Genomic DNA, 25,211 nt, shown 5'->3' with positions numbered 1-25,211 from the left:
CAGCGTCGTCAGACGCCGGCTTGCGCCGACTTCCCGGCAGTCGCGAAGAGTCTCGCGGGAAATCGGCGCCGGGTTAGCCGAACGCGTAACCTGCTGCCTCGCGCCCGGCTTCAAGATGTGGCGGATTACGCTTCGCCGGTCCACCTGCGCTCGGCTGGATTATGCTTGCTGCCGGAGCATCGGAAATGACATGGTCACACCGCCGATGCAGGCAGAGCGCAGGACTTCTTCGTGAGCACCAATCAAGCGATCAAACTTGCGGTGATCGGACGCGGCCTGATCGGATCGGCGGCTGCGCGGCATCTGAGCAAGATGGGCCACGATGTTGCGCTGATCGGGCCCGATGAGCCGGCGGATTTTTCGCGCCATGGCGGCGTCTTCGGCAGCCACTATGACGAGGGTCGCATCACGCGGAGTTACGATCCAGGGCCGTTCTGGCGGCAAGCGAACCGCGCTGCGATTTCGCGCTACGGCGAGATTTCAGCGGAGAGCGGCGTGGAGTTCTACCGGGAAGCCGGTGCGCTTCACATCGGCCGCAGCGAAACTACCGATGTTGCTTCGATCGGCAGGATCTGTGCCGAAGACGGGATCCGGTGTGAAGCCTATCATGATGCGGGGCTCGCGGAGCGCTTTCCGTTTCTGAAATCGACGGCGGGAATGCAGGGTTATTTCGAGCCACGCAATGCCGGATACATCAGCCCGCGCCGTCTGGTCCGCGCGCAGACGATCGCGGCCGAGCGCGCCGGCGCCCGGATTATCGACGAACCCGCGCTGGGGATTTCGGAAAGCGGCTCCGGCGTGACGATCCGGACGCAATCGGGCAGCGTCGAGGCCGAGCGCGTTCTGGTTGCGGCGGGCGGGCACACCCAATCGCTGCTCGGCCGCTCCCTGAGCTTTACGGTCTATGGGCGGACCGCAGCGCTGTTCCGGCTTGGTGCGGCGGAGACCCAACGCCTGGCCGGAATGCCATCGATGCGTTGTCTCGGGCCCAAGGGTGACAATCCCTACATCCTGCCGCCGATCCGCTATCCGGACGGCCAGACCTGGCTGAAGCTCGGCGGCGATCCGGTCGATCTTCCGCTCGACAGCGAGGCCGATATCAAGGACTGGTTCCGCTCGGGCGGATCGATTGAAGTCGCCGATCGGCTTCAAGGACAGATCCTTGAACGCATTCGCGACCTCGCTTTCGAGGAACGCCGCGTCGTGCCCTGCATGACCACCTTCGGCGACAGCGGACTGCCCTGCATCGGACCGCTTTCGGAGCGCGTCACGGTCGCGTTCTGCTGCTACGGCAAGAGCGCAAAATGTTCGGACGAACTCGGCCGGCTCGGCGGCATGGCGCTGCTCGGCGAGATCAGAGCCGAGCTCGCGCCGTGACGGAGTTTTGTGCGGCGTTTGCGTCCGAAAGTTCCAAGGCACGGGTAGCCCGCATCAGCGCAGCGATATGCGGGACGCCACGACACGCCCCGGATATCGCTTCGCCCGTCCGGGCTACGCTTGCTGAACCCGTAGGAGTGCCAACGCGGACGTAACGCACCCTCACGATCATCACCCGAAGACGTGATGGATTACGCTTCGTTCATCTGGCCTGTCGGTGATCGTCTGCATCGCGCGACACAACGAAGAGTATCTCGTTGCTCACGCAGCGTTGAGCCGGCGTGAGTGATGATTGCATTTAAGTCCGCCGTTGCCGCGCACAAATATCTGACGAGGCCAGACTCCTCGGCCCCATAAACAAAACGGAGAAACTCCATGACCAACGTCAAACTCCTGTCGGCTTCCTTGATCGCGGTTGCCATGATCGCGTCGCCGGCAATGGCGCGTGAAACCCACGCGATGTCCCGCCACGTCGCGGAGGCGAGCGCCGCCGCGCCGACCGAGCACGTCTATGTCGACGGTCGCGCCTGCATTCCGGCGCCGCGCGTCGGTTCATTCGCCACCGCGCCCTGGACCGGCAACAATGTCCCCTGCGAGCCGGGTCCATATTGATCGCGTGGCGCGCATCGATCGGTCGAGCGGCCTCCTAGCTGCTTGACCGGCGCGATGTGCCATCGCTCCGCTGAAACAGTGACTAGCCCGCATGAGCGCAGCGATATGCGGGACACCACGCGACACACGATAGAAAATGCCCCGGATATCGCTTCGCTCATCCGGGCTACGCTTGCTACCGTCAGCAGCGCAAGGGATTGGCCGCGATTTTCGCTTGGTGCAATCGCGGCTCGGCTTCCGATCGGATTGCGGCAAGCGCCATCGGCGACCTGCCCGCGCGTCAGTCGCGTGATACGGACAGTCCGGCGAGAAGCGGCGCGTATGCGGTGAGCCTGCGGGATACGAACTCGGTGAAGAGCCGCACGCGTTTCGTCTTGCGTGTCTCTCCCTGTGTGAGAAGCCAGAGCGTTCCGTACATGTGCAAGTCGGTGCCCGGCACTCTCACCAGCAGCGGGTCGGCATCTCCGACGAAGCACGGCAGCGTCGTCATGCCGATCCCCTGCTGCACCGCGACGATTTGCGCCGCGGCATCTGTCGCCCTGAACGGAACCTCGGCGGCGCGCACCTCACCCTCGTGAGCCCAGTCCGGAATTCCGTGAATACTTATGACGATCCACCTGACAGGATCAGGCGCGCCCGCGCGCCACGCGGCCAGTCGATCGCGGGATATGTAGATGCCGCCGAACAGCTCCGGTCCCTTCAGGCCGTGAAGATTGAGCGGCAGGGTTTTGCGGTCGTAGACGACGCGGATCGCGACATCGGCCTCCCGGTTGGTCAGATTTGCCAGCTCACCGGACGACAGGATTTCCATCTCGATGTCCGGATGCAGTCGTGCGAAATCGGCGAAGTCCGGCATGAGCAGGTGTGTCGCGAGGGGCGGTGCCAGCGTCACCCGCAGAAGCCCGCGCACGCCCTGGTCGCGGCCGAAGACGCGCGTCTCCAGCTGGTGCGACGACGCTTCCATCTGGTCCGCGAGCTCGAGGACCTCCTCCCCCGCAGCCGTCAGGCGGTAACCCGAAGGCAGCTTCTCGAACATGTGCGCTCCGAGCCGCTCCTCCAGCTGGGCGACGCGTCGCAGCACGGTCGAGTGGTTCACCCCGAGCCGTTCGGCGGCAGCCCGCACCGAGCCTCCGCGCGCGACGGCAAGAAAGTAGCGAACGTCATCCCAGTCGATCATGGTGCAATCCAGCACCGCTGAGGTGCGCCTTCCAAAGCCCGTGTCCAATACGTCGAACAGCATCTCGTATGTGGGTAGCACGGGCGGTCATCCTAGCCCATGCCGTCAAGCGCGGCCCAATTCCGAACGGCGGACACCGATCGTCGCGGCTGGCGTCAGTCATCCGGCCGGATCGATTTCGCACCACCGATGTGCACGCTTCATCACTCAACGCCTGACGCCGGCGCAGCTACGTCGAGGTTCTCGGGGGCCATCTCGCAAATGGGACCAGAGACGCTGTCCGACACGACGAAAGGAGAACTCATGGGAAAGCTTGAGGGTAAGGTTGCGGTCATCACGGGTGGATCGAGCGGCATGGCGCTGGCGAGCGCCAGGCGGTTCGTTGAAGAAGGCGCCTATGTTTTCATCACGGGCCGAAGGCAGGAGGCGCTCGACGAGGCCGTCAGGCTAATCGGCCAGAACGTAACCGGCGTGCGCGGCGACGCGGCCAATCTCGACGACCTCGACCGTCTGTTCGACACGGTCAAGCGGGAAAAGGGCAGGATCGACGTCCTGTACGCGAGCGCCGGCATCGGCAACGCCGTCCCACTGGGCGAGATTACCGAGCAGCATTTCGATGCGACCTTCGACCTGAATACGCGCGGCACGCTGTTTACGGTTCAGAAGGCGTTGCTGCTGTTCAACGATGGCGGCTCGATCTTCATGACCGGGTCGGTCGCGTCGGTGAAGGGCTTTCCTGGTTACGGCGTGTATGCGGCGAGCAAGGCGGCGTTGCGCGCATTCGCACGCACCTGGCTCAACGAACTGAAGGGCAGGAATATCCGGGTGAACGTGCTGAGCCCGGGGCCGATCGCCACTCCGATGCAGGACCAGGTTCTCACCGAGGAAGCGAAGCGGATGTTCGAATCCCTGATCCCGCGGGGAAAGATGGGTCGTCCCGAGGAAATTGCGGCGGCCGCGCTGTTTCTTGCCTCAGACGATTCGAGCTTCGTGAATGGGGTGGAGTTGTCTGTCGACGGCGGTTTTTCGGCCATCTGAAATCGAATCAACACCAACACGGATCGGAGAAGCACCATGAGCTACGCGATTGTAGGATTCGGTAAGGTAGGCCAGGCCCTCGCCCACGCCTTCGCCCGTAAGAACATCAACGTGACCGTCGCGAGCCGCCGGCCGCCCGAGGCGTTGGCGCCGCAGGCTCGGGCGATTGGACCCACGGTCGTCGCCAAGTCGTTGCGGGAAGCACTCGAGGCCGACACAATCATCCTGGCGGTCCCGTTCGGGGAGCATCGCGAGGTTGCGAAGGCCCTGCCGAGCTGGAAAGGCAAGACGATCATCGACACGATGAACGCGTTTCCGGTCCCCGAAGAGCTGGACGGCCTCCCGTCCTCCGCCTTCGTCGCGAAGGCGTTCCCCGGCGCCAAGCTCGTCAAAGGGTTCAATCACCTGGTTGCGGCCAAGCTGGCTGCCGATCCGATCGTCGAGGGCGGGCACCGGGTCGTCTTGCTGTCTGGTGACGACGAGGACGCGACCGCTCCCGTGGCGGCCTTGGCGAAGCAACTCGGGTTCGCACCCGTCAAGCTGGGAAAGCTCAACGAGGGTGGCGCGCTGGTGCACGCACGCGGCCGCACTTGGGGCCCGCTCATCTTCCAGGATTTGTTCAAGAAGGAGCAGTAACGGATTTGCGACCCGTAGCCCGCATGAGCGGAGCGACATGCGGGACAAGACGCGGAGCGCCGATCTGAAAACCCCGGATGTCGCTGCGCTCATCCGAGCTACGCTTGCTATCTTGGCGATCCGCCCTCGCGTAAGACTCGCGAGGGCGGCGTTCGCAAACTGCGATCTCGATCAAGATGCCTCGATCGGCTCGGACATCGCTATCCGGTTCTTCACGCTGGGACGCTCCTGCATCGCCGCATACCATGCCAAAAGAGCCTCGCACTCGACCGGCACCGGCACGTTCACCAGTCCCGCGAAGATCAAGCCGCCGATGAGGGTGATATCGGCCATCGTGAACACCTCGCCGGCGACGAACGGCTGTCGTTTCAGAATGCCGTCAAAGTAGTGCATCCCCCTGAGGGCCTTGTCGCGCTGACGGAATCCCCATTCGGGGTTCTGATAGATCTCGACATGAGGCCCGAGACCCGGCGTGGCGTGGTGGAAATAGACGCTGATGGCGTCGAGCAGTTCCAGTTCGGCGCGCTTGCTCATCATGTGGATCACACCCTTTTCGCGCGGCGTTCTGCCGGTCAGCGTCGGCGCGCCATTGAGCGCGTCAAGGTACTCGGTAATGGCCGTGCACTCGCCAATGAAGGTCCCGTCGTCGAGTTCGAGCACCGGCAGCGTGCCGGAGTAGTTCTTGGCAAGGAATTCGGGCTTCTTGTGCTCGCCCTTGTAGAGATCGACCAATACGAACTCCACTTGCGACCGCAGGTTCTTCTCGGCCAAAGCGATACGAACGCGGGCCGGATATGGGCCAGTTGGCCAATCGTAGATCTTCATCAGGACTCCTGTCTACCTGTCACTTGGTAGGGTCAAATTAGCCTTCAAATCCGGCCGGTCAACGCCTATCTGTCACTTGGTAGATAACGAAGCAGTGAGGCGACGAAGTGAGTTCGAGCTCTCGGGAAGCCATCCTGGCGGCAGCAAAGCGGACCGCGCAGGCACGCGGCTATGGCGGGTTGAATTTCCGTGATCTCGCGGACGAAGTCGGGATCAAGGCCGCCAGCATCTATCACCATTTTCCGAGCAAGGCCGATCTCGGCGTGGCCGTCGCGCGGCGCTACTGGGAGGACACCGCCGCCCAACTCGAGGCGATGCTGGCAGAAGCGGCCGATCCTGTCCGCTGCCTGCGTCGATATCCCGATGTGTTTCGCAAAGCGCTCGAGAGCAACAACCGCATGTGCCTCTGCAGCTTCATGTCGGCGGAAGTCGACGACCTGCCGGACGCGGTGAAGAAGGAGGTCCAGACCTTTGCCGACGTCAACGTGGCGTGGCTGAGCAAGCTGTTGGTGGCCGCGGGCCTGGTCAGCTCGAGAAAGAGCGAACAGCGGGCCCGCGCCATCTTCGCCGCCGTCGCCGGCGCGCAGCTCATCGCCCGAAGCCGCTCCGATATTTCGCTCTACGACTCGATGATCGACAGCTATCGCGCCGCGGGTCTTCTGCCGGCATAGATGGTGCGAACGTCAGGTCGACGTGAGGCAGCGACGCCCTACTCCCACTCGATCGTTCTAAGCCATGGTAGCGCGTAGCCCGCATGAGCGAAGCGATATGCGGGACACCACGCGACACGCTGACAGGAGTGCCCCGGATATCGCGGAGCCCGTCATCGGGCGCGCGTTCGCGCGACCCGTTGGCTCATCCGGGCTACGCTCGCTGGTGCACGCACGCGGCCGCGTTTGGGGCCCACTCATCTTCCAGGATTTGTTCAAGAAGGAGCAGTGATCGGCGCACGGGCGCCGTTCGAAGGGCGGGGAGACGCCCTGGCCGCGCCGGATGGGCAGCGCGCAGTTCGGTTCAACGGTTTCAAACAGCGTCAGATATGACACCACGTTCTCGCGACGATAATCGTCCGAGCTTTGCTGTTGATTTCACCCTCTTCGATCAGAGGGCGCAGGGAAGACCGGGTGCCGATCGCACCCATGGGCCCCGAGCAATGGGTAGGAAGCTCGGGAATAGGACCACAGGTGTAACCGGAAACATCCGGCCTTCCCTGCGCGATGGTTGTGCGGCTTACTTCGTGCTCTCCCCGGCGAGACTGGGCTTTTTTGTCACCGTTTCGCGAAGATGCTTCGCATCTCGCGGAAGGCACCTACCACTAGGGCGTCAGGACCACACGACTTCACCGTCCGCCTCATGCGCACTCGTCAGTCGCGCACTCGGCGTCCACCGCATCCCACACCACGTTCGTGACGACCGCGATCCGCCCCTCGTGTCGGGTGGGATGCGCATATTGAACATCTGAGTTGGGTCAAACGCCAAGCGGAATATTTTCTTATCGTGGGATTGACAGGTTTTGGTGAGTTGCCCGTCGGGGTGATTTGTCGCAGGCGGTGAGGCGTGATTTGATTTGCGTCGGGCAACTCAGCCGAGTGACAGGCCTGCGCGCTTTGTCCGCCGTTGCCCCGTAAGGTCTTCGCCCTCACATTCCCCCTGAAACTCTTCAAGCATCACAACAAGGTTTTGAGCGACCTGCAACGAAGCGGTCCGATCTGCATCTGAAAGAGCTTGAGGTATCCTCGCGTCAAAATATTCTCTCTGCCGCCTCGCGGCCACCATCAAGCAAACATCCCAATCAATCGATTCTCTTCCCTCGACCAATTGCTCGGCTGCAGCAACCGCAACTTCGAATAGCATGGCCTTTTGCAGGTCACTAGCGTCGATCACAGCGGCCGGAACAGCCCGTATCCCATTGCAATCTTGGATACTCGCCTCTCGAAACGCTCGCCACGATGCGTCGCGATTAAATAAACTCGTCCCGCTTGGGGCGAACCGATAAGAATGGGCTCTGGGACTGCGTCCGGGTTCAAACGCCTCAGCGACAGCGACTCCCAACGCATTAAAATAGATATTCCAGAATGGATGGACCTTCGTCGTTATTCGAAATCCCGCTGTTCCGGCCGGAACGAGCAACCGTTCCGAAAAGATTGGTAACTCGTCAATTAAGTTCTTAGCGCCCTCCCTGCTCGCTTTTGCCAATTCTTCGCTGAATTTGAACGCGATCCCGGCCAGCTCGTCCTGGCATTCTGCAAGGAAACGATTGTCGATATCGAACGGAAGCGTATCGTTGTCGCCGTTCGCGCTGACGTCCAATATCGCTCGCTTGAAATGCTCGAGAGTGATGTCAGGCATTCGGATTCAGGATTGTGCACAGCAAAGAGACCGATCAAACGGTCGCCTAGGCGCCAAGGGGAAAACCACGTCAATCTACTTGAAATAGTCCACCTTAAAAGCCACGGTTGCAACCCCTCACTCCCACTCGATCGTCCCCGGCGGCTTGGACGTCACGTCGTACACCACCCGGTTCACGCCCTTCACCTCGTTGATGATGCGCGTCGCGGTCTCGGCGAGGAATTTCATGTCGAACTGGTAGAAGTCCGCGGTCATGCCGTCGGTCGAGGTGACGGCGCGGAGGCCGACGACGTATTCGTAGGTGCGGCCGTCGCCCATCACGCCGACGGTCTTCACCGGCAGCAGCACCGCAAAGGCCTGCCAGATCGCGTCATAGAGGCCGTGCCTGCGGATCTGGTCGATATAGACCGCGTCCGCATTGCGCAGGATGTCGAGCTTTTCCCTGGTGATATCGCCGGGGCAGCGGATGGCGAGGCCGGGGCCCGGGAACGGGTGGCGGCCGACGAAGACTTCGGGCAGGCCGAGCTCGCGGCCGAGCACGCGCACCTCGTCCTTGAACAATTCGCGCAGCGGCTCGACCAGCTTCATGTTCATGCGGGCCGGGAGGCCGCCGACATTGTGATGCGACTTGATGGTGACCGACGGGCCGCCGGTGAAGGAGACGCTCTCGATCACGTCGGGATAGAGCGTGCCCTGCGCCAAAAATTCCGCGCCGCCGATCTTCTTGGCTTCCGCCTCGAACACGTCGATGAACAAGCGCCCGATGGTCTTGCGCTTCACCTCGGGATCGGTGACGCCTTCGAGCTCGCCCAGAAACTCCTTCGACGCGTCCACATGGACCAGCGGGATGTTGTAGTGGTTGCGGAACAGGTCGACGACGGTCTTAGCCTCGTCGAGCCGCAGCAGGCCGTGATCGACGAACACGCAGGTGAGCTGGTCGCCGATCGCCTCGTGGATCAAGACCGCCGCGACGGCGGAATCGACGCCGCCGGAGAGGCCGCAGATCACCTTGCCCTTGCCGACCTGGGCGCGGATCTTCTCGATCGCCTCCTCGCGGAACGCCCGCATGGTCCAGTCGCCGGTCAGCCCCGCGACCTTGCGCACGAAGTTGCGCAGCAGCTTGGCGCCGTCGGGCGTGTGCACCACCTCGGGATGGAACATCAGGCCGTAATATTTGCGCGTCTCGTCCTGGATGATCGCGAACGGCGCATTCGGCGAGGTACCGGCGACGGAGAAGCCGGGCGGCATCCTGGTGATGCGGTCGCCATGGCTCATCCACACCTGGTGCTTCTCGCCATGGCCCCAGATGCCGTCGAACAGCTGGCTGTCCGTCTTCACCTCGACATCGGCGCGGCCGAACTCGCGGTGGTGCCCGCCCTCGACCTCGCCGCCGAGCTGGGCCGCCAAGGTCATCTGGCCGTAGCAGATGCCGAGCACGGGAACGCCCGACTCGAAGATCAGCTGCGGCGCGCGCGGCGAGCCGGTTTCATGCACCGATTCCGGACCGCCGGAGAGGATCACCGCCTTCGGCTTCATCTCCTTGAAGGCGGCCTCCGCCTTCTGGAACGGCACGATCTCGGAATAGACGCCCATCTCGCGGACGCGGCGGGCGATCAGTTGCGTCACCTGGCTGCCGAAATCGACAATCAGAATCTTGTCATGCGCCGAGGCCACGGAGGGCGTCGACGGTGCTTGAACTGTGTCTTGGGCTGTGTGCTGGGCTGTCATGGCAAGCAGATACGCGACGGCGCCCGCCCCCGCAACCGCGCTCGAAGGGGCGCCCACATTCTTCTTTGGGCATGGACAAATCGATATAGGTCAGTATTATTGACCTAATTTGACCATAAGCCACATGGAGGAAACCAATGCCGGATTTTCATGAGCCATCCCGCCTGGCCGCGCTCGGCCGCGACTGGATCGCCGCCTGGAACGCGCGCGACCTCGAGCGGGTGCTGGCGATGTATGCCGAGGATGCAGAGATGACCTCGGACCGGATCCCGGCGCTCGGGTTCGGCGCGTCAGGCACCGTGCGCGGCAAGACGCAGCTTAGGGCCTATTGGAGCGCCGCGCTGGCGAAATTGCCCGAGCTGCATTTCGAGCTGATCGACCTCTATGTATCGCCGGACAGCGTTGTCGTGTTCTACCAGAACGAACGCGGCAAGAAGATCTGCGAGTATCTGCGGCTGGATGCCGAGGGGAAGATCCGGCAGGGCTCGGCGAACCATCTGGTGGGGTGAGGCTGCTTCTCAGCCGTCATTGCGAGCCACCCGGTCGGCGCGAAGCGCCGCCGGATGACAGGCTCCGCGAAGCAATCCATTTCGTCCGCATATGCGGAACGATGGATTGCTTCGTCGCTTCGCTCCTCGCAATGACAGTAGAGGACTCCTGGGTTGAACAGAACGTCAGGAACCACGCGCATGAAAATCCCGACCCTGCCCTTCACCGTCACCGACTGGAACATGCTCGAGCCTTCAGTGCATCCCGGCGAGACCGGACAGGCGCTGTGGCGCACGCTCAACATCGGCGAGCTGCGGGTCCGGATGGTGGAATATTCGCCCGGCTACCTCGCCGATCACTGGTGCGATCGCGGCCATGTGCTCTACGTCGTCGCGGGCGAGCTCGACACCGAGCTGCGCGACGGCCGCAGATTCACGCTGAAGCCCGGCATGAGCTACCAGGTCTCCGACTTCGGCGACGCCGCGCACCGCTCGTCGACCAAGACAGGTGCGACGCTGTTCATCGTGGATTGAGGCAGGGCCTCCACTCTCTCGCGTCACCCTGAGGAGGTCGCGAAGCGACCGTCTCGAAGGGCGACGGCCTGGCTCCATCCCCGTCATTGCGAGCGTAGCGAAGCAATCCATCGCGCCGCTTGCCGAGACATGGATTGCTTCGTCGCTTCGCTCCTCGCAATGACGTGGAGAGAGTTCGCCCTTCGCTCACCGCCGCCGCGCCGCCTTCCTCACCTTGGTGTCCGCCCAGCCCAGCGGCTTGCCGCTCTTCGACGGCAGCACGAGCTGCCCGACCGCCTGCCCGGCCTGGTCGAGCAGCACCGAATGCGGCTCGCCACGCGCAAAGAGATGCGCCTCGCCCCATTGCCGCAAGCCGACCACGATCGGGAACAGGTCGTGGCCCCGCCTGGTCAGCACATATTCCTGATAGGCGCTGCCGTCGGAGGCTGCGACCTGCTCGAGCACGCCGAGCTCGATCAGCGTGCGCAGCCGCGTCGTCAGCATGCCCTTGGCGATGCCGAGATTCTTCTGGAAGTCGCCGAACCGGCGCAGGCCGTCGAAAGCGTCGCGCACGATCAGCAGCGACCACCAGTCGCCGATCGCATCCAGCGCGCGCGCCACCGGGCATTCCGCTTTTGCAAATGCGGTCCGCTTCATCGCGGCCAACCTTTCTCGATCACGATTCCGAACTGGTCTTAAAATAGGACTAGACAGCGCTCGGCGCAACTGGTCTCATGATGAGACCAGATTGCGAATTGCAGCGGAGGCAAGATGACGAACCAGACCATGACTGAGGCCCGGCCGGCCGAGGACCATCACAGGACAAGCGACAAGTCGGGCCACACCACGGCTCGCGCTCTGTCTCCCGCCGTCGTGCTGCTGTTCGCCGTCGCCTGCGGGCTGAGCGTCGCCAACATCTATTTCGCGCAGCCGCTGCTGGACACCATGGCGCAGGATCTCTCCATCACGCCGGCGGTGATCGGCGGCGTCGTGACGCTGACCCAGATCGGCTATGCCTTCGGCCTGATGCTGATCGTGCCGCTCGGCGACCTCTGGGACCGCCGCAGGCTGATCGTCGGCCAGACCGTGCTGTCGGCGATCGCGCTCACCATCGTCGGCGCCGCGCCGAACGCCGCGGTACTGCTTGTCGGCATGGTGCTGGTCGGGCTGCTCGCCGTCGTGATCCAGGTGCTGGTCGCCTACGCCGCGACGCTGGCGGCGCCGGCCGACCGCGGCCGCACCATCGGCACCGTCACCAGCGGCGTGGTTTCGGGCATTCTGCTGGCACGGTTTGCCGCCGGCGCGCTGGCCGATCTCGGCGGCTGGCGCGTGGTCTACCTCACCTCGGCCGCGCTGACGCTGGTGCTGGCGGCGCTGTTGGCACGCGCGCTGCCGCGGCATGCGCCGCAGCCGATGGCCGGATCGTCCTACGCCAAGCTGTTGCGCTCGACGCTCGCGCTGTTCGTCGAGGAGCAGGTATTGCGCGAACGCGCGGTGTTCGCGCTCTTGATCTTCGCGAGCTTCAGCGTGTTCTGGAGCTCGGTCGTGCTGCCGCTCGCGGCACCCCCGCTCTCGTTGTCGCATACCACGATCGGGATGCTCGGGATCGCAGGCCTCGCCGGCGCGCTGGCGGCACGCAATTCCGGTCAGTTCGCCGACCGCGGCTGGGGGCAGCGCACCACCGGCTTGTCGCTGCTGCTGATGCTCGCCGGCTGGGTGCCGATCGCCTGCCTCAACACCTCGCTATGGCTGGTCGTGGCCGGCGTCCTGATGATCGACTTCGCGGTGCAGGCGATCCATGTCACCAACCAGAGCCTGATCGTCGCCGCGCGCCCCGACGCGGCGAGCCGGCTGGTCGGCGGCTACATGGTGTTCTATTCGATCGGAACAGGTTTTGGCGCGATCAGCTCGACAATGGCCTATGCGGCCGCCGGCTGGCCCGGCGTCTGCGTCCTGGGTGCCGCGATCAGCGCCTGCGCGCTGCTGTACTGGGTCATCGTGGTGAGCCGGACGCCGGTGCCGATTGGTGCGTGCTCCGAAGCGTAGTGGACACGCCCGTCATTGCGAGCGAAGCGAAGCAATCCATCGTGCCGCAAGCGGAGAAATGGATTGCTTCGTCGCTTCTGCGCAAAATTGCTCTGCAATTTTGTCGCGAGCTCCTCGCAATGACGGCGGGGGAAGCGTTACGCCTTCTTCAACACCGAGACGAAGAACCCATCCGTGCCGGTGCGGCGTGGCGTCATCAGCAGGCCCTCCGCTGACTGCAGCGCAGCCTCGGCAAAGGCTTCGGCCTTGTCCCACAGCACCGCTGCGGTCTGCTCCGGCGGCTGCACGGAAAACTCAGGATGCCGCGCGATGAAGGCCCTGACCTGCTCGCCGTTCTCCTCCGAGAGCACCGAGCAGGTGATGTAGGCGATCCGGCCGCCGCCCTTCACCAGCGGCGCGGCGCGCTGCAGCACCTCGGCCTGATCCTTCAGCCGCACATCGAGCGCGCCGGGGCGCATGCGCCATTTGGCGTCGGGATTGCGGCGCCAGGTCCCGGTGCCGGTGCACGGCGCGTCGATCAGCACGAGGTCGGCGGAAGCCTTGATGTCGGACAGCACCTCCTCCTCGCCGCGCGGCGTGCGCACATCGCAATTGTGCACGCCGGCGCGCGACAGCCGTTCATGGATCGGCGCAAGCTGCCGCTTGTCGCTGTCGGTCGCGATCAGCCGGCCCTTGCCCTGCATCATCGCCGCCACCGCCAGCGTCTTGCCGCCGGCGCCGGCGCAGAGGTCGATCACCTGCTCGCCCGGCTTGGCCGCCGCGAACAAAGCGGCGAGCTGCGAGCCCTCGTCCTGGACCTCGATGGCGCCCTTGATGAAATCCTCCTCGGCATGGATGCCGGGATTGCGCGCGTCGGCGCCGAGCTCGATGCGCAGGCCGAGCGGCGACCAGGGCGTTTCCCTGGCGCCGAGATGCGACAGCCGCGGCAGCACCTTCTCGCGCTTGCCGCGCAGCGTGTTGACGCGCAGATCGAGCGGCGCGCGGCTCGCCATCGCGGTCGCTTCCGCGGCGCGGTCGTCGCCGAACACCCTTGCCAGATGCGGGTCGAGCCAGTCCGGATAATCGCCCGCGACATGCGCCGGCGCATCCTTGAGCGAGCGCGAGGCCAATGCGGCCTCCTCGGTCGCGGTCAGCGGATCCGGCGCGAACCGGCCGCCGTCGCACAGCGCCTGGATCGTGGCGATGTCCATGCCGCGTTCGAGCTTGAGCATGCCGAGCACGCGCGACCGGGCGCTGGCGTCATCCATCAAATAGGCCGCAGAGGATTGCCGGCGCAGCACGTCCCAGATCAGGCCGGAGATCGCGGCGCGATCGCCGGAGCCGGCATAACGGTGCGCGGTGCCCCATTCCTTCAGCGCTTTCGCCGCGGGAATGCGCTGTGCGTCGATGGTGGCGATCAGCTCGATCGCGGCGGAAAGCCGGGCAGCGGGGGTCATTGATCTCTTTCGGTTGGGCGCATCAGATCAGCAGCAGCAGTCTGAGCGCGAAATACAGCCACATGGCTGCCAGCACCAGCGCGCCGGCGAACCAGACGAGCGAGCGCGGCCGCACGTCGTTGGAGGTGACGAACACGCCGGCATGGGCAAATCGTGTCACCACGAACACCCAGGACATCAGCACGATGAACAGATCGGCACGGCGCAGCGGCAGCGCAATAGCGATCAGGACATAGAACAGGATCGGCAGCTCGAACTGGTTGGCGAAGCAGTTGCCGAACTTGGTGGCTTGGGCCGGCCAGTTCGGCTCGCGCAGCGCGATATCGCCGATCTTGGTCTCGCCGCTCGTCAGCGCCCTCGTGCGCGTCGTCGCCATGGCGAACAACAGCGCGAAGGTGATCCCGATCTGGATGAAGACCGGTAACAGAACCATTTGAACCGACATCAAAAATCTCCCTCAGCCGCGGGCGCCCGCCGCCCTCTTAGCCGCCACTCGCCCCCAACACAATGAAGCGTGCGCGGTAACCCGTTGAACCGTAATCCGAGCCCGGGTGACCAACTCCCAGGACCAATGGCGGTTTCAGTCCCTCACGGTTGGCCCGATCAGCATCATCACCCTGATCCTCGACAGCGCGGCCCCCGGCAGCGGCGTGCCCGGCATGGTGACGGCGGGCTCGCCGGCATCGGTGCGGCAACTGGCGATCCAGCGACCGCCCCAAAGGCGCAAAACCAAACAACACATCAAACAGGGCTTCAAACGAGGCATCGAACATGACGGCGAAATCGTCATCGTTCCGACTTCGCGCCGACCTATGCTCCGGCCGAAAGGAGCGATGCATGCCCCAATTTCGCCTGACACAGATCTCCGACACCCATCTCGCGCGCCGCTTCAAGCCGCTGATCGACAACTTTCATCGCGTCAGCGAGCACATCGGCGCGACGCGTCCCGATCTCGTGCTCAACTCCGGCGACGTCTCGTTCGACGGGCCGACCAGCCGCGACGACTTGGCGTTCGCCAAGGAGCTGCACAACGCGCTGCCCGTCGATTGCCTCTATCTGCCGGGCAATCACGACATCGGTGACAATCCGACCGCGGTCGGCCCCACGCCTTCACAATTGCCGACCGAGGAGACGCGCGGCGCCTTCACCTCGGTGCTCGGCGAGGATCGTTGGCATTTCGACGCTGCCGGCTGGTGCTTCATAGGGCTGAATTCGCTGATCATGAACACCGGCCTCGACAGCGAGGCCGAGCAGTTCGACTGGCTCGCAGGCGCGCTCGACAAGGCGGTCGGCAGGCCGGTCGCGCTGTTCCTACACAAGCCGATCTATCTCGACCTGCCCTACGATGCCGAGCACGCCGAGACCGCGATCCGCTTCGTGCCGCAGCCGGCGCGCCGCCGCCTGATCGAGATGCTCGGCAAGGTCGATTGGCGTCTGGTCGGCAGCGGCCATGTGCACCAGCGTCGCGACTATACGTTCGAGCATGTGAGACACATCTGGGCGCCCTCGGCCGGCTTCGTCATCTCCGACGCGCGGCAGGAGGTGATCGGCATCAAGGAAACCGGTCTCGTCGAATACCGCTTCCAGCCCGACAGTTTCGAGGTCCGCCACCTCAGGGCGAAGGGCCAGGTCGATGTCGACCTGGACATGCTGCTCGGCAAGGAGCCGGCCTGAGCCGCGTCAGCTCCGCGCCGCGTCGTGCAGGTCCTGCTTGATCACGGTGAGCAGCGCCTGCAGCGTGTCCTTGTCGGGCTGTGGTGCCGCCTGCGCGGGCCGCACGCAAGCTACGTGCGGCATGAAGCGGACCGGCGTCGTGTCCGGCTGCTCCTCGACGAATTTTCCATGCAAGACGTCGTCGCGGCGGCCCATGACGAACATCGTCGCCCAATAGCCGACGGCGAGGAGAATGACCCCGAAAACAATAGCTTCAAAAATCATGGCTACACCTGAAATATAGCCATATTGAATCAACTGCTGCGGGTCTCCGTCAAGCAAATGGGGGCCGAAAGGCCCCCAAATCCCCGCCATTGTGGCGCTTTTGATACTTTGTTGCGCGGAATGGGAGCTTCCGGGGCCTGTAACTCAGGCCTTGTCCGGCCCGACCCGGACCAGCTGCTTGCCGAAATTGGCGCCCTTGAGCAGGCCCATGAAGGCCTCCGGCGCGCTGTCCAGGCCCTCGGTCACGAACTCCTTGTACTTGACCTTGCCCTCGCGCACCCACCGCGACATGTCGCGGAGGAAGTCGCCATGCATGGCGGCGAAGTCGCTGACGATGAAGCCGCGGAAGGTCAGCCGCTTGGTCAGGATGTTGCGCATCATCGCGCCGGCCCATTTCGGGGCATGCGCTTCGGTGTCGTTGTAATGCGCGATCAGACCGCAGACCGGGATGCGCGCGAACGCGTTGAGCAGCGGAAACACCGCGTCAAACACCGCACCGCCGACATTCTCGAAATAGACGTCGATGCCCTTCGGGCAGGCTTCCTTCAGCTTCGCCGCCAGATTGGGATCGCGGTGGTCGAGGCACTCGTCGAAGCCAAGCTCGTTCTTGACGTAGGCACACTTGTCCTTGCCACCGGCGATGCCGATCGCCCGCGCGCCCTTGATCTTGGCGATCTGGCCGACCGCCGAGCCGACCGCGCCGGACGCCGCCGCGACCACCACCGTCTCGCCCGCCTGCGGCTTGCCGATCTCGAGCAGGCCGGTATAGGCGGTCATGCCGGGCATCCCGAGTACACCGACCGCGGTCGAGATCGGCGCGATCTTCGGATCGATCTTGGCAAGGCCCTTGCCGTCGGACAGCACATGCGTCTGCCAGCCCGCGCGCGACAGTACGATATCGCCCTTGGCAAAGCCGGGATTGTTGGAGGCGATCACCTCGCTCACCGTGCCGCCTTCCATCACGCCTCCGACCGGCACCGGTGCGGCATAGGACGGACCGTCGGCCATGCGGCCGCGCATATAGGGATCGAGCGACAGCCAGATGGTGCGGAGCAGCACCTCGCCCGCACCCGGTGCCGGCGGCGTGTAGTCCTCGAGCCTGAAATTGGCCGACGTGGGCTCGCCGTGCGGGCGCGAAGCCAGAACGATGCGCTTTCCTTGGGACATGATTTCCTCTTGGGATGATTGGTTCGTGGCGCACACGTAGTCATGCAATCCACCTCCCCGCAAGGGAAATGGATTTGCTGTCTTCGCGTTGCGTTGTTTGAAATGTTGTTTGAAATGACAGCCATCATGCCAGGCACATTGGCGCCAACGCGATACCGTCACGTCGCGGCGGTTCGCAGGGCCCCCTGGTGGCGGCAGTTTGTCACGGCGCGCCACCGGCAGACGAAGCGGCCGTAGTCAAGTCGCCTCATCCGACCTCGCGATCCGGCACAGCGGAGCCAAGGCGGTCAGGCGGCCCTCCATGGTCGCAACGAGGGCGGCCGCGCAGCAAATCGGCAACCGGTTTCCGGTCGCCCTCGAAACCTGATGGCGCAGGACTCCGGTCCGCTTCGCGGGACCGTCCGATGGACATGAGGCTCTCCGAAGCATTGGGGTTACCTCTTGAGAGCCGATCAGCGTCTTCGCGCCGCAATGTTCGTCTGGTGGCGGCCGGATTCACCTTCGGCGAATTGGCAGCCGGTAGACCTATCTCTGCCGGGCGCGCCCGCGGCAAAAACACGACCTATCAATCTGGCACTTGTCGGACTTTCGATTCGCTGTAATCTCGGACCATGCGGCACTCGCATGTCTGCTACCCAAAAATGGGGCAGGCATCACCATAACAGGAGCGAACCAACGCTTCGGTTTTTGGATCGAGACCGACATGGCCGGCGACGGATCGTATGATACGCTTCCCAAATTGCTGCTGCGAAACACGGCACAATTTGGCACGCGGCCAGCGTTCCGACATAAGGATCTCGGCATCTGGCAGAGCTGGACCTGGGCTGAGGTTGCCGAGATCATACGTAGCTACGCCGCCGGCTTGCATCGCCTTGGCTTGCGGCCAGGCGAGACAATCGCGGTCGTCGGCTCCAATCGGCCCAAGCTTTACTGGACCATGATGGCAGCGCAGACGCTGCGCGCAATCCCCGTTCCAGTCTACTCCGATGCAGTGGCTGATGAGCTTGCTTTTGTTCTCGCTCACGCCGAGGTGACGCTGGTCGCAGCGCAGGACCAGGAGCAGGTCGACAAGGTCCTGTCGGTGTCCGACCGACTGCCGCAACTCAACAGGATTATCTACGACGAACCGCGCGGAATCGACGGCTACGACCACGGTCGACTGATCGCAATCGGCGATATCATCAATGACGGCCGCGCCGCGCTTGCAGCCGACGCAGCACTTGGCGAACGGATCGATGAATCCATTCGGGCCGGCAACGGTTCGGACATCGCGATCATCCTCTACACCTCGGGAACGACCGGCGCGCCCAAGGGCGTCATGCTGTCGGCACGAGGCTGCATCGATGCTGCAACCGACACCACGCGGTTCGACAAGTTGACCGACAAGGACGTGGTGCTGGCCTATCTGCCGCTGGCTTGGGCGGGCGATCATTACGTCAGCTATGCGCAAGGCCTGGTGGCCGGATTCTGCATGGCGTGCCCCGAGAGCAGCAACACAATCGAGCAGGATCGGCATGAGATAGGACCAACCTTCTACCTGGCCCCTCCACGCGGTTACGAGGCCATGCTGACGCGGCTGATGGTCCGGATGGAGGACGCGGCGCCGATCAAGCGGCGATTGTTCAGCTACTTTCTGGACGTCGCGCGGCGGTATGGCGAGCAAGTCTTGACGGGACGTCCGGTGCCGCTGTCAGGCCGATTGCTCTATGCGCTCGGACGCTGGCTGGTCTACGAACCTCTCAAGAACGTTCTTGGCCTGTCTCAGGTGCGCGTCGCATACACCGGAGGCGAAGCTATCGGTCCGGATCTGTTCGCGTTCTACCGCGCCATCGGACTGAACCTGAAACAGCTCTACGGCCAGACCGAAGCGTTCCTCTATGTAACGTGTCAGCCCGATGGCGAGATCTATCCGGATACGGTTGGTCCGCCGGCGCCCAACGTCGACATCCGCATCGCGGACTCGGGCGAAGTGCAGTTTCGCTCGCCCGGCATGTTCCTCGGATATTTCAAGGATCAGGCAAAGACCGCGGAAGCGATGACGTCCGACGGATATGTCAGGACCGGCGATGCGGGTTTTTTCGACGAGAAAACCGGGCATCTGAAGATCATCGATCGTGCGAAGGACGTCGGTCGATTGGCTGACGGCACGATGTTTGCTCCCAAGTACCTTGAGAACAAGCTGAAGTTCTATCCCAATATCAAGGAAGCGATCACGTTCGGTGACTCCAGAGAGTTCGTATGCGCCATGCTCAACATCGACCCGGTCGCGGTCGCGAATTGGGCGGAACGCAACAACGTCGCCTACGGGTCCTATCAGGAGCTTGCCGGGCATCCGCTGGTCTACGACATGGTCGCCAGAGACGTTGCCGCGGTGAACCGCTCCCTGGCAGGGGAAACGGTGCTTGCGGGCGCCCAGATTCGCCGCTTCCTCATTCTGCACAAGGAGCTCGACGCGGATGACGGCGAGCTGACCCGCACGCAGAAAGTGCGCCGCCGCTTCATTGCCGAACGCTATGCGTCGCTGGTCACGGCACTCTACAACGGAGCGCATGACGCCGACATTTCCACGGAAGTGATGTTTGAGGATGGCCGGAAGGGCACGATCGCTGCACGAGTCGAGATTCGCGACATGCAAATCATCGGTCCGGCAGAATCGCTGGGAAGAGCGGCATGAGAGCCCCAAACACCAACGAAATCCTGCTGCAGGTCGAGGGCGTGGCACTGGCCTTCGGCGGCGTCAAGGCGCTGCGGGACGTCTCGTTCAACGTCAAAAGAGGCGAAATTCGCGCCATCATCGGCCCCAATGGCGCCGGCAAAACCTCAATGCTGAACGTCGTCAACGGGTTCTATCACCCCAACCATGGCGCCATCACCTTCAAGGGAAGCACCCGGTCCAAAATGCAGCCGTTCGAGGCGGCGCGCGGCGGCATCGCGCGCACCTTTCAGAATGTCGCCCTGTTCAAGGGCATGAGCGCGCTCGACAACATCATGGCAGGCCGCACCTTGAAGGTGCGCCGGGGGCTGCTGTGGCAGCTGCTGCGTTATGGCCCTGCCCTCGCAGAGGAGATCGAGCATCGGCGCAAGGTCGAGGAGATCATCGACTTCCTGGAGATCGAGACAATCCGCAAGGTACCCGTCGGGCGTCTGCCATACGGCTTGCAGAAGCGTGTCGAACTCGGTCGCGCCCTGGCGATGGAGCCCGACCTTCTGCTCCTGGACGAGCCGATGGCAGGCATGAACCTCGAGGAGAAGGAAGACATGTCGCGGTTCATCATTGATGTGAACAACCATTACGGCACGACCATCGCCCTGATCGAGCACGACATGGCCGTGGTCATGGATCTGTCGGATCGCGTAGCGGTGCTTGATCACGGCGTGAAGATCGCCGACGGCACGCCTGATGAAGTGAAGAGAAGCCAAGCTGTCATCGACGCATATCTTGGCGTCGCGCATTGAGGTGCGTCCATGATCGCACTGGGTCAGTTTCTCGAGGTCCTGATCGGCGGATTGATGTCCGGCGTGCTCTATTCGCTGGTCGCGCTCGGCTTCGTGCTGATCTTCAAGGCATCCGGCGTATTCAACTATGCGCAGGGAGCAATGGTGTTGCTCGCGGGATTGGCGCTGGTTCGCGCCCTCGACCTCCTGGTCGCCAACGGCCTTCCGCTTTGGGTCGCGGTCATCCTCGCTATCGGCTTTGCCGCCGTGATCATGGCAGCAACCGCCTGGCTCATCGAGCGGTTCGTGATCGGACCTCTGGTCAATCAGGATGGCTTGACGCTGTTCATGTCGACGATCGGCGTGACATTCGTCATCGAGGGCGCCGCGGAGATGATCTTCGGATCGGACGTCTACCCGTTGCGGCTGTTCCCGACCGACGCCTGGTTCTTGTTCGAAGGCCTGTTCCCGGGCGGGATTCTGGTCAACAAGCTGGACGTCTGGGGCGCATTGATCGCGGGCGTCCTGGTCGCCGGCCTCGCGGTCTTCTTTCAGCGCACCAAGACCGGTCGCGCGCTCAGAGCCGTGGCCGACGACCATTTGGCCGCGCACTCGATCGGGATTCCAATCAGCTGGATTTGGTTCGTGGTCTGGCTCGTTGCCGGCCTCGTTGCGCTCGTCGCGGCGACCGTGTGGGGAACCAAGCTTGGCGTGCAGTTCTCCATCACGTTTCTCGCGCTGAAGGCTTTGCCGGTCCTGATCATCGGCGGCCTCACCTCCATTCCCGGGGCGATCGTCGGCGGGCTCATTGTCGGGGCCGGCGAGAAGCTCGCAGAGGTATATCTCGGTCCATCCATCGGCGGCGGCATCGAATATTGGTTTGCCTATGTGCTGGCGTTGGCGGTGCTGCTCTTGCGGCCGCAGGGCCTGTTCGGCGAACGCATCATCGAACGTGTCTGAGGCAGGGAGGTCGTTGTGCTCTATCGCGAAGCTGGCCAGTTCAAGGCGACCTATGCGGAGGATATGGCGATCTTCCCGATCCGGCAGGATCGTATCGCCCTCGCCGTCTTGCTCGCGATTGCTTTCATTGGCGTGCCGCTGTTGGCCACCTTCCGGATCTGGCCGTTCGGCACCGACTATCTGTTGTGGGCCATCCTGCTGCCCTTCCTCATCCTGGCGCTCGCCGCCATCGGGACAAACATTCTCGTCGGCTATTGCGGCCAGATATCGCTCGGCAGCGGTGCGTTCATGGCCATCGGCGCCTATTCCGCCTACAAGCTGGCGACCGGCGTTCATATCCCGCTTGCCTGGCTTGGCTTCGCGATCGCGATCCCACCGTTGCCCGTGCTGGCATCCATTCTGCTTGGCGGGCTCATGGCGGCGGGTGCCGGAATCCTGTTCGGCATTCCCAGTCTCCGGATCAAAGGTCTCTACCTGGCGGTCGCAACGCTCGCCGCGCAGTTCTTCTTCGATTGGGCGTTCCTGCGGATTCCGTGGTTCACCAACTACGCCCCGTCGGGATCAGTGAATGCGCCGGAACTGGATTTCTTCGGTATGGTCGTTCGCTCGCCGGTCGAGCGTTACCTGCTGTGCCTGCTCTTCGTGACCGTGATGGCGGTGTTGGCGAAAAATCTCGTGCGCGGCAATCTCGGCAGGCAGTGGATGGCGATCCGCGACATGGATATCGCCGCCGAGTTGATCGGCATCAGGCCGCTTTATGCAAAACTGACGGCTTTCGCGGTCTCTTCGTTCATCATCGGGGTGGCGGGTGCGCTCTGGGCGTTCGTCTACCTCGGTTCATGGGAGCCGCTCGCGTTCTCGATCGACCGCTCGCTTGAGCTTCTGTTCATGGTCATCATCGGCGGGCTCGGCTCGATCATGGGTTCGTTCATCGGAGCAGCGTTCATCCTCATCGTGCCGATCATGCTGAATGTGATTCCGACCAAGCTCGGCCTGCCACTGTCGACGCAAACGATCACTCACCTCCAGTTCATCATCTTCGGATCCTTGATCTGCTATCTGCTCATCAAGGAACCCCATGGCTTCGCCCGGCTGATCTCGATCGGCAAGGAGAAGCTCAGGCTTTGGCCGTTTCCCTATTGAGGCAGTGATCGTGTCTTGATCGCAATCGGGTGACGGCCGCCGACAACGGAGAGGAAGGAAGTACCGCAAGGAGGATATCAATATGGCAAGTATTGCACGCAGGTTACTGATACTCGCGATCGCCTTGGCCGGCGCGGCGCTTAGCGCACCGGCCGCAGCGCAAAACGAACAGTTCATCCCAATTCTGTCCTACCGGACCGGACCGTACGCTGTGAACGGCGCGCCCTACGCAAACGGCGTGGTAGACTATTACAACCTGATCAATGAACGTGACGGCGGCATCAACGGCGTCAGGATTCTGATCGAGGAATGCGAGACGGGCTACGCGACCGACAAGGGAGTGGAGTGTTACGAGCGTCTCAAGAGCAAAGGACCAACCGGCGCGGCCTTCATCAATCCGCTGTCGACCGGGATCACCTTCGCACTCACCGAAAAGACCGCGGCTGACAAGATCCCGATCATTACGATGGGGTATGGCCGTGCCGATTCCAAGAACGGCGCGGTGTTCGCATATAATTTTCCATTGCTCGGCACGTATTGGTCCGCGGCCGACATCGCGATCCAGCACGTCGCCAAGGAACTCGGCGGCTTCGACAAGCTGAAAGGCAGGAAGATTTCGCTGCTGTACCATGACAGCCCCTACGGCAAAGAGCCAATTCCGATGCTGCAGGTGCTGGCGCAGAAGTACGGCTTTGAGTTCACGCCGATTCCCGTCACGCATCCCGGCGTCGAGCAGAAGTCGCAATGGCTGGCGATCCGCCAGCACCGGCCGGACTATGTCCTGGTCTGGGGCTGGGGCGTCATGAACAGCACGGCAATCAAGGAAGCGGCCGCCGTCGCCTATCCGCGCGACAAGATGATCGGTGTTTGGTGGTCAGGCGCGGAGCCGGATGTGACGCCGGCGGGCGATCAGGCCAGCGGCTACAAATCGTTGATGCTTCAGCATGGCGCAGGAAAATTCCCCGCGCACGCCGACATAGAGAAGTACGTCTACGCCAAGGGAAAGGGTTCGACAGAACCTGGCAAGATCGGCGAAGTTCTCTACAACCGCGGCATCACGAATGCCATGCTCGGCGTAGAGGCGATCCGCAAGGCGCAAGAGAAATTCGGCAAGCAACCGCTGACGGGCGAGCAGGTCCGTTGGGGGCTTGAGAACCTCATACTCACCGATGCACGAATCAAGGAGCTCGGCTTTGAGGGAATGTTGAAGCCGGTCAGCATTTCCTGCTCCGACCACGAAGGCGCGCGCTACGGGCGCGTCCAGCAATGGGATGGCAAGGGTTGGAAAGTGATCTCCGACTGGTACACGGCTGACGAATCGCTCATCGAACCGCTCGTCGCCGACGTGTCCGCGAAGTATGCCGCGGAGAAGAAGATCAAGCCGCGCGACTGCGCGAAAGAAACCTGACCCGTGCGAGTGATCCGGGAGGCAGGATTGCCTGCTCCCGGATCGCAGCCCCTGCTCGGTTTGGAGGTCTGCGCATGTCAATCGCCAAGGTCGTCACCGCTGCGACGGAAGCGGCAGCGCTGATTTTATCGGTCAACAATATCGAGGTTGTCTACGATCACGTCATTCTCGTGTTGAAGGGCGTCTCGCTGGAGGTCCCGCGAGGCGGCATTGTTGCGCTTCTCGGCGCCAACGGCGCCGGCAAGACGACGACGCTGAAGGCGGTCTCCAATCTGCTGCACGCAGAGCGCGGCGAGGTCACCAAGGGCTCGATCCTGTTCAACGGCGTCGAGGTGAAGTCCCTGTCGCCAAACGACGTGGTGCGACGCGGCTGCATCCAGGTGATGGAGGGGCGGCGCGCCTTCCCTCATCTGACGGTCGAGGAGAACATCCTGACCGGCGCCTTTACGCGGACGGACGGCAAGCTCGCGATCGCGCAGGACCTTGAACGTGTCTACGCGTATTTCCCCCGCCTCAAGGAGCGACGCAATTCCACCGCCGGCTATACGTCGGGCGGCGAACAGCAGATGTGCGTGATTGGCCGCGCGCTGATGTCGCGCCCGAAGATGATCCTGCTCGACGAACCATCGATGGGCCTCGCGCCGCAGATCGTCGAAGAGATCTTCGAGATCGTGAAGGATCTCAACGCCGGGGAAGGTGTGTCGTTTCTTCTCGCCGAGCAGAACACCAATATGGCGCTCAGATATGCGAGCCACGGCTACATCCTCGAGAACGGCCGCGTGGTGATGGACGGCGAAGCGCACGCGCTCGCCGCAAATGAGGACGTCAAGGAGTTCTATCTTGGCGTCGCCGGAGAGAAGCGAAAATCATACCGCGATGTGAAGCACTACAAGCGACGCAAGCGCTGGCTCGCCTAGCAGATAATGGCATCCCGC

Annotated in this window: 25 protein-coding genes; 15 read left to right on the top strand and 10 right to left on the bottom strand. The window is 63.1% G+C overall.

Translation table 11 applies throughout. The features are described from left to right. The first annotated feature begins 231 nt into the window (after positions 1-231). Together ACVMIH_RS03995 and ACVMIH_RS03990 are read left to right on the top strand one after the other, a co-directional pair. Complete coding sequence (locus ACVMIH_RS03995; RefSeq protein WP_456856380.1) at positions 232-1,377, top strand: NAD(P)/FAD-dependent oxidoreductase; 1,146 nt, start codon at positions 232-234, stop codon at positions 1,375-1,377. Positions 1,378-1,752: 375 nt separating this feature from the next. Beyond that, positions 1,753-1,989 carry a hypothetical protein gene (locus ACVMIH_RS03990; RefSeq protein WP_057019793.1) on the top strand — a complete coding sequence of 79 codons (237 nt, stop codon included), beginning with the start codon at positions 1,753-1,755 and terminating at the stop codon, positions 1,987-1,989. A gap of 280 nt (positions 1,990-2,269) precedes the next feature. On the opposite strand, the gene ACVMIH_RS03985 is transcribed toward ACVMIH_RS03990, so the two are convergent. Beyond that, entirely contained in the window at positions 2,270-3,166 is an 897-nt protein-coding gene (locus ACVMIH_RS03985) for a LysR family transcriptional regulator (RefSeq protein ID WP_076831767.1), read from the bottom strand. A gap of 303 nt (positions 3,167-3,469) precedes the next feature. Here ACVMIH_RS03985 and ACVMIH_RS03980 point away from each other — a divergent pair, with 303 nt between their 5' ends. After that, positions 3,470-4,204, top strand: a complete 735-nt coding sequence (locus ACVMIH_RS03980) for an SDR family NAD(P)-dependent oxidoreductase (protein ID WP_456860816.1) — start codon at positions 3,470-3,472, stop codon at positions 4,202-4,204. A gap of 36 nt (positions 4,205-4,240) precedes the next feature. Then, positions 4,241-4,840, top strand: a complete 600-nt coding sequence (locus ACVMIH_RS03975; RefSeq protein WP_456860814.1) for an NADPH-dependent F420 reductase — start codon at positions 4,241-4,243, stop codon at positions 4,838-4,840. A gap of 171 nt (positions 4,841-5,011) precedes the next feature. Here ACVMIH_RS03975 and ACVMIH_RS03970 read toward each other — a convergent pair whose 3' ends face one another. Continuing rightward, positions 5,012-5,665, bottom strand: a complete 654-nt coding sequence (locus ACVMIH_RS03970) for a glutathione S-transferase (RefSeq protein WP_456860812.1) — start codon at positions 5,663-5,665, stop codon at positions 5,012-5,014. A 107-nt stretch (positions 5,666-5,772) separates the two neighbouring features. Here ACVMIH_RS03970 and ACVMIH_RS03965 point away from each other — a divergent pair, with 107 nt between their 5' ends. Continuing rightward, positions 5,773-6,336: a TetR/AcrR family transcriptional regulator gene (locus ACVMIH_RS03965; RefSeq protein WP_456860810.1), complete on the top strand. Its 564-nt coding sequence runs from the start codon at positions 5,773-5,775 to the stop codon at positions 6,334-6,336. Positions 6,337-7,246: 910 nt separating this feature from the next. Here ACVMIH_RS03965 and ACVMIH_RS03960 read toward each other — a convergent pair. Then, positions 7,247-8,014, bottom strand: coding sequence for a hypothetical protein (locus tag ACVMIH_RS03960; protein WP_456860809.1), 768 nt, complete (start codon positions 8,012-8,014; stop codon positions 7,247-7,249). A 117-nt stretch (positions 8,015-8,131) separates the two neighbouring features. Then, positions 8,132-9,742 (bottom strand): glutamine-hydrolyzing GMP synthase, encoded by a 1,611-nt coding sequence (gene guaA, locus ACVMIH_RS03955; protein WP_456860807.1) that lies wholly within the window; start codon positions 9,740-9,742, stop codon positions 8,132-8,134. Between the two features lie 137 nt (positions 9,743-9,879). Between guaA and ACVMIH_RS03950 the strand changes: the two genes are divergently transcribed. Together ACVMIH_RS03950 and ACVMIH_RS03945 are read left to right on the top strand one after the other, a co-directional pair. Next, positions 9,880-10,251: a nuclear transport factor 2 family protein gene (locus ACVMIH_RS03950; protein ID WP_456860806.1), complete on the top strand. Its 372-nt coding sequence runs from the start codon at positions 9,880-9,882 to the stop codon at positions 10,249-10,251. A 180-nt stretch (positions 10,252-10,431) separates the two neighbouring features. Continuing rightward, positions 10,432-10,764 carry a DHCW motif cupin fold protein gene (locus ACVMIH_RS03945; protein ID WP_057019784.1) on the top strand — a complete coding sequence of 111 codons (333 nt, stop codon included), beginning with the start codon at positions 10,432-10,434 and terminating at the stop codon, positions 10,762-10,764. Positions 10,765-10,950: 186 nt separating this feature from the next. Here ACVMIH_RS03945 and ACVMIH_RS03940 read toward each other — a convergent pair whose 3' ends face one another. Beyond that, positions 10,951-11,400, bottom strand: a complete 450-nt coding sequence (locus tag ACVMIH_RS03940; protein ID WP_456860804.1) for a winged helix-turn-helix transcriptional regulator — start codon at positions 11,398-11,400, stop codon at positions 10,951-10,953. A 114-nt stretch (positions 11,401-11,514) separates the two neighbouring features. Here ACVMIH_RS03940 and ACVMIH_RS03935 point away from each other — a divergent pair, with 114 nt between their 5' ends. Then, on the top strand, positions 11,515-12,789 hold the full coding sequence (locus ACVMIH_RS03935) for an MFS transporter (RefSeq protein ID WP_456860802.1): 1,275 nt from the start codon (positions 11,515-11,517) through the stop codon (positions 12,787-12,789). 137 nt (positions 12,790-12,926) lie between these two features. Here the strand turns inward: ACVMIH_RS03935 and ACVMIH_RS03930 are convergent, their stop codons facing one another. The 3 genes from ACVMIH_RS03930 to ACVMIH_RS03920 form a co-directional block, all read right to left on the bottom strand. Beyond that, positions 12,927-14,225 (bottom strand): RsmB/NOP family class I SAM-dependent RNA methyltransferase, encoded by a 1,299-nt coding sequence (locus ACVMIH_RS03930; protein WP_456827451.1) that lies wholly within the window; start codon positions 14,223-14,225, stop codon positions 12,927-12,929. 22 nt (positions 14,226-14,247) lie between these two features. Continuing rightward, complete coding sequence (locus ACVMIH_RS03925) at positions 14,248-14,670, bottom strand: MAPEG family protein (protein WP_057019781.1); 423 nt, start codon at positions 14,668-14,670, stop codon at positions 14,248-14,250. Between the two features lie 135 nt (positions 14,671-14,805). Further along, positions 14,806-14,958: a hypothetical protein gene (locus ACVMIH_RS03920; protein ID WP_456827450.1), complete on the bottom strand. Its 153-nt coding sequence runs from the start codon at positions 14,956-14,958 to the stop codon at positions 14,806-14,808. A 104-nt stretch (positions 14,959-15,062) separates the two neighbouring features. Between ACVMIH_RS03920 and ACVMIH_RS03915 the strand changes: the two genes are divergently transcribed. Beyond that, positions 15,063-15,899 carry a metallophosphoesterase family protein gene (locus ACVMIH_RS03915; protein ID WP_456827449.1) on the top strand — a complete coding sequence of 279 codons (837 nt, stop codon included), beginning with the start codon at positions 15,063-15,065 and terminating at the stop codon, positions 15,897-15,899. Between the two features lie 6 nt (positions 15,900-15,905). Here the strand turns inward: ACVMIH_RS03915 and ACVMIH_RS03910 are convergent, their stop codons facing one another. Both ACVMIH_RS03910 and ACVMIH_RS03905 read right to left on the bottom strand, forming a co-directional pair. After that, the gene (locus tag ACVMIH_RS03910) at positions 15,906-16,253 is read right to left on the bottom strand and encodes a hypothetical protein (protein ID WP_307720386.1); all 348 of its coding nucleotides are present in this window, start codon (positions 16,251-16,253) and stop codon (positions 15,906-15,908) included. A gap of 54 nt (positions 16,254-16,307) precedes the next feature. Next, positions 16,308-17,330 (bottom strand): NADP-dependent oxidoreductase, encoded by a 1,023-nt coding sequence (locus ACVMIH_RS03905; protein WP_456827447.1) that lies wholly within the window; start codon positions 17,328-17,330, stop codon positions 16,308-16,310. Positions 17,331-18,033: 703 nt separating this feature from the next. On the opposite strand from ACVMIH_RS03905, the gene ACVMIH_RS03900 reads away from it, so the two are divergent. From ACVMIH_RS03900 to ACVMIH_RS03875, 6 genes are all read left to right on the top strand, one after another. After that, positions 18,034-20,004 carry an AMP-dependent synthetase/ligase gene (locus ACVMIH_RS03900; protein ID WP_456860800.1) on the top strand — a complete coding sequence of 657 codons (1,971 nt, stop codon included), beginning with the start codon at positions 18,034-18,036 and terminating at the stop codon, positions 20,002-20,004. After that, complete coding sequence (locus ACVMIH_RS03895) at positions 20,001-20,786, top strand: ABC transporter ATP-binding protein (protein WP_456827446.1); 786 nt, start codon at positions 20,001-20,003, stop codon at positions 20,784-20,786. Before ACVMIH_RS03900 ends, ACVMIH_RS03895 begins: the two co-directional genes overlap by 4 nt. Positions 20,787-20,795: 9 nt before the next feature. After that, positions 20,796-21,725 carry a branched-chain amino acid ABC transporter permease gene (locus ACVMIH_RS03890; protein WP_080667122.1) on the top strand — a complete coding sequence of 310 codons (930 nt, stop codon included), beginning with the start codon at positions 20,796-20,798 and terminating at the stop codon, positions 21,723-21,725. Between the two features lie 15 nt (positions 21,726-21,740). Continuing rightward, the gene (locus ACVMIH_RS03885; protein ID WP_229190669.1) at positions 21,741-22,868 is read left to right on the top strand and encodes a branched-chain amino acid ABC transporter permease; all 1,128 of its coding nucleotides are present in this window, start codon (positions 21,741-21,743) and stop codon (positions 22,866-22,868) included. A gap of 82 nt (positions 22,869-22,950) precedes the next feature. Next, complete coding sequence (locus tag ACVMIH_RS03880; protein WP_057019777.1) at positions 22,951-24,276, top strand: ABC transporter substrate-binding protein; 1,326 nt, start codon at positions 22,951-22,953, stop codon at positions 24,274-24,276. 74 nt (positions 24,277-24,350) lie between these two features. Then, entirely contained in the window at positions 24,351-25,193 is an 843-nt protein-coding gene (locus tag ACVMIH_RS03875) for an ABC transporter ATP-binding protein (protein WP_456860798.1), read from the top strand. Positions 25,194-25,211: the final 18 nt, after the last annotated feature.

The sequence above is a fragment of the Bradyrhizobium sp. USDA 4503 genome (genome assembly GCF_054055815.1).
The sequence above is the reverse complement of the archived record's forward strand: the minus strand, read 5'-3'. Positions and strand labels throughout refer to the sequence as shown.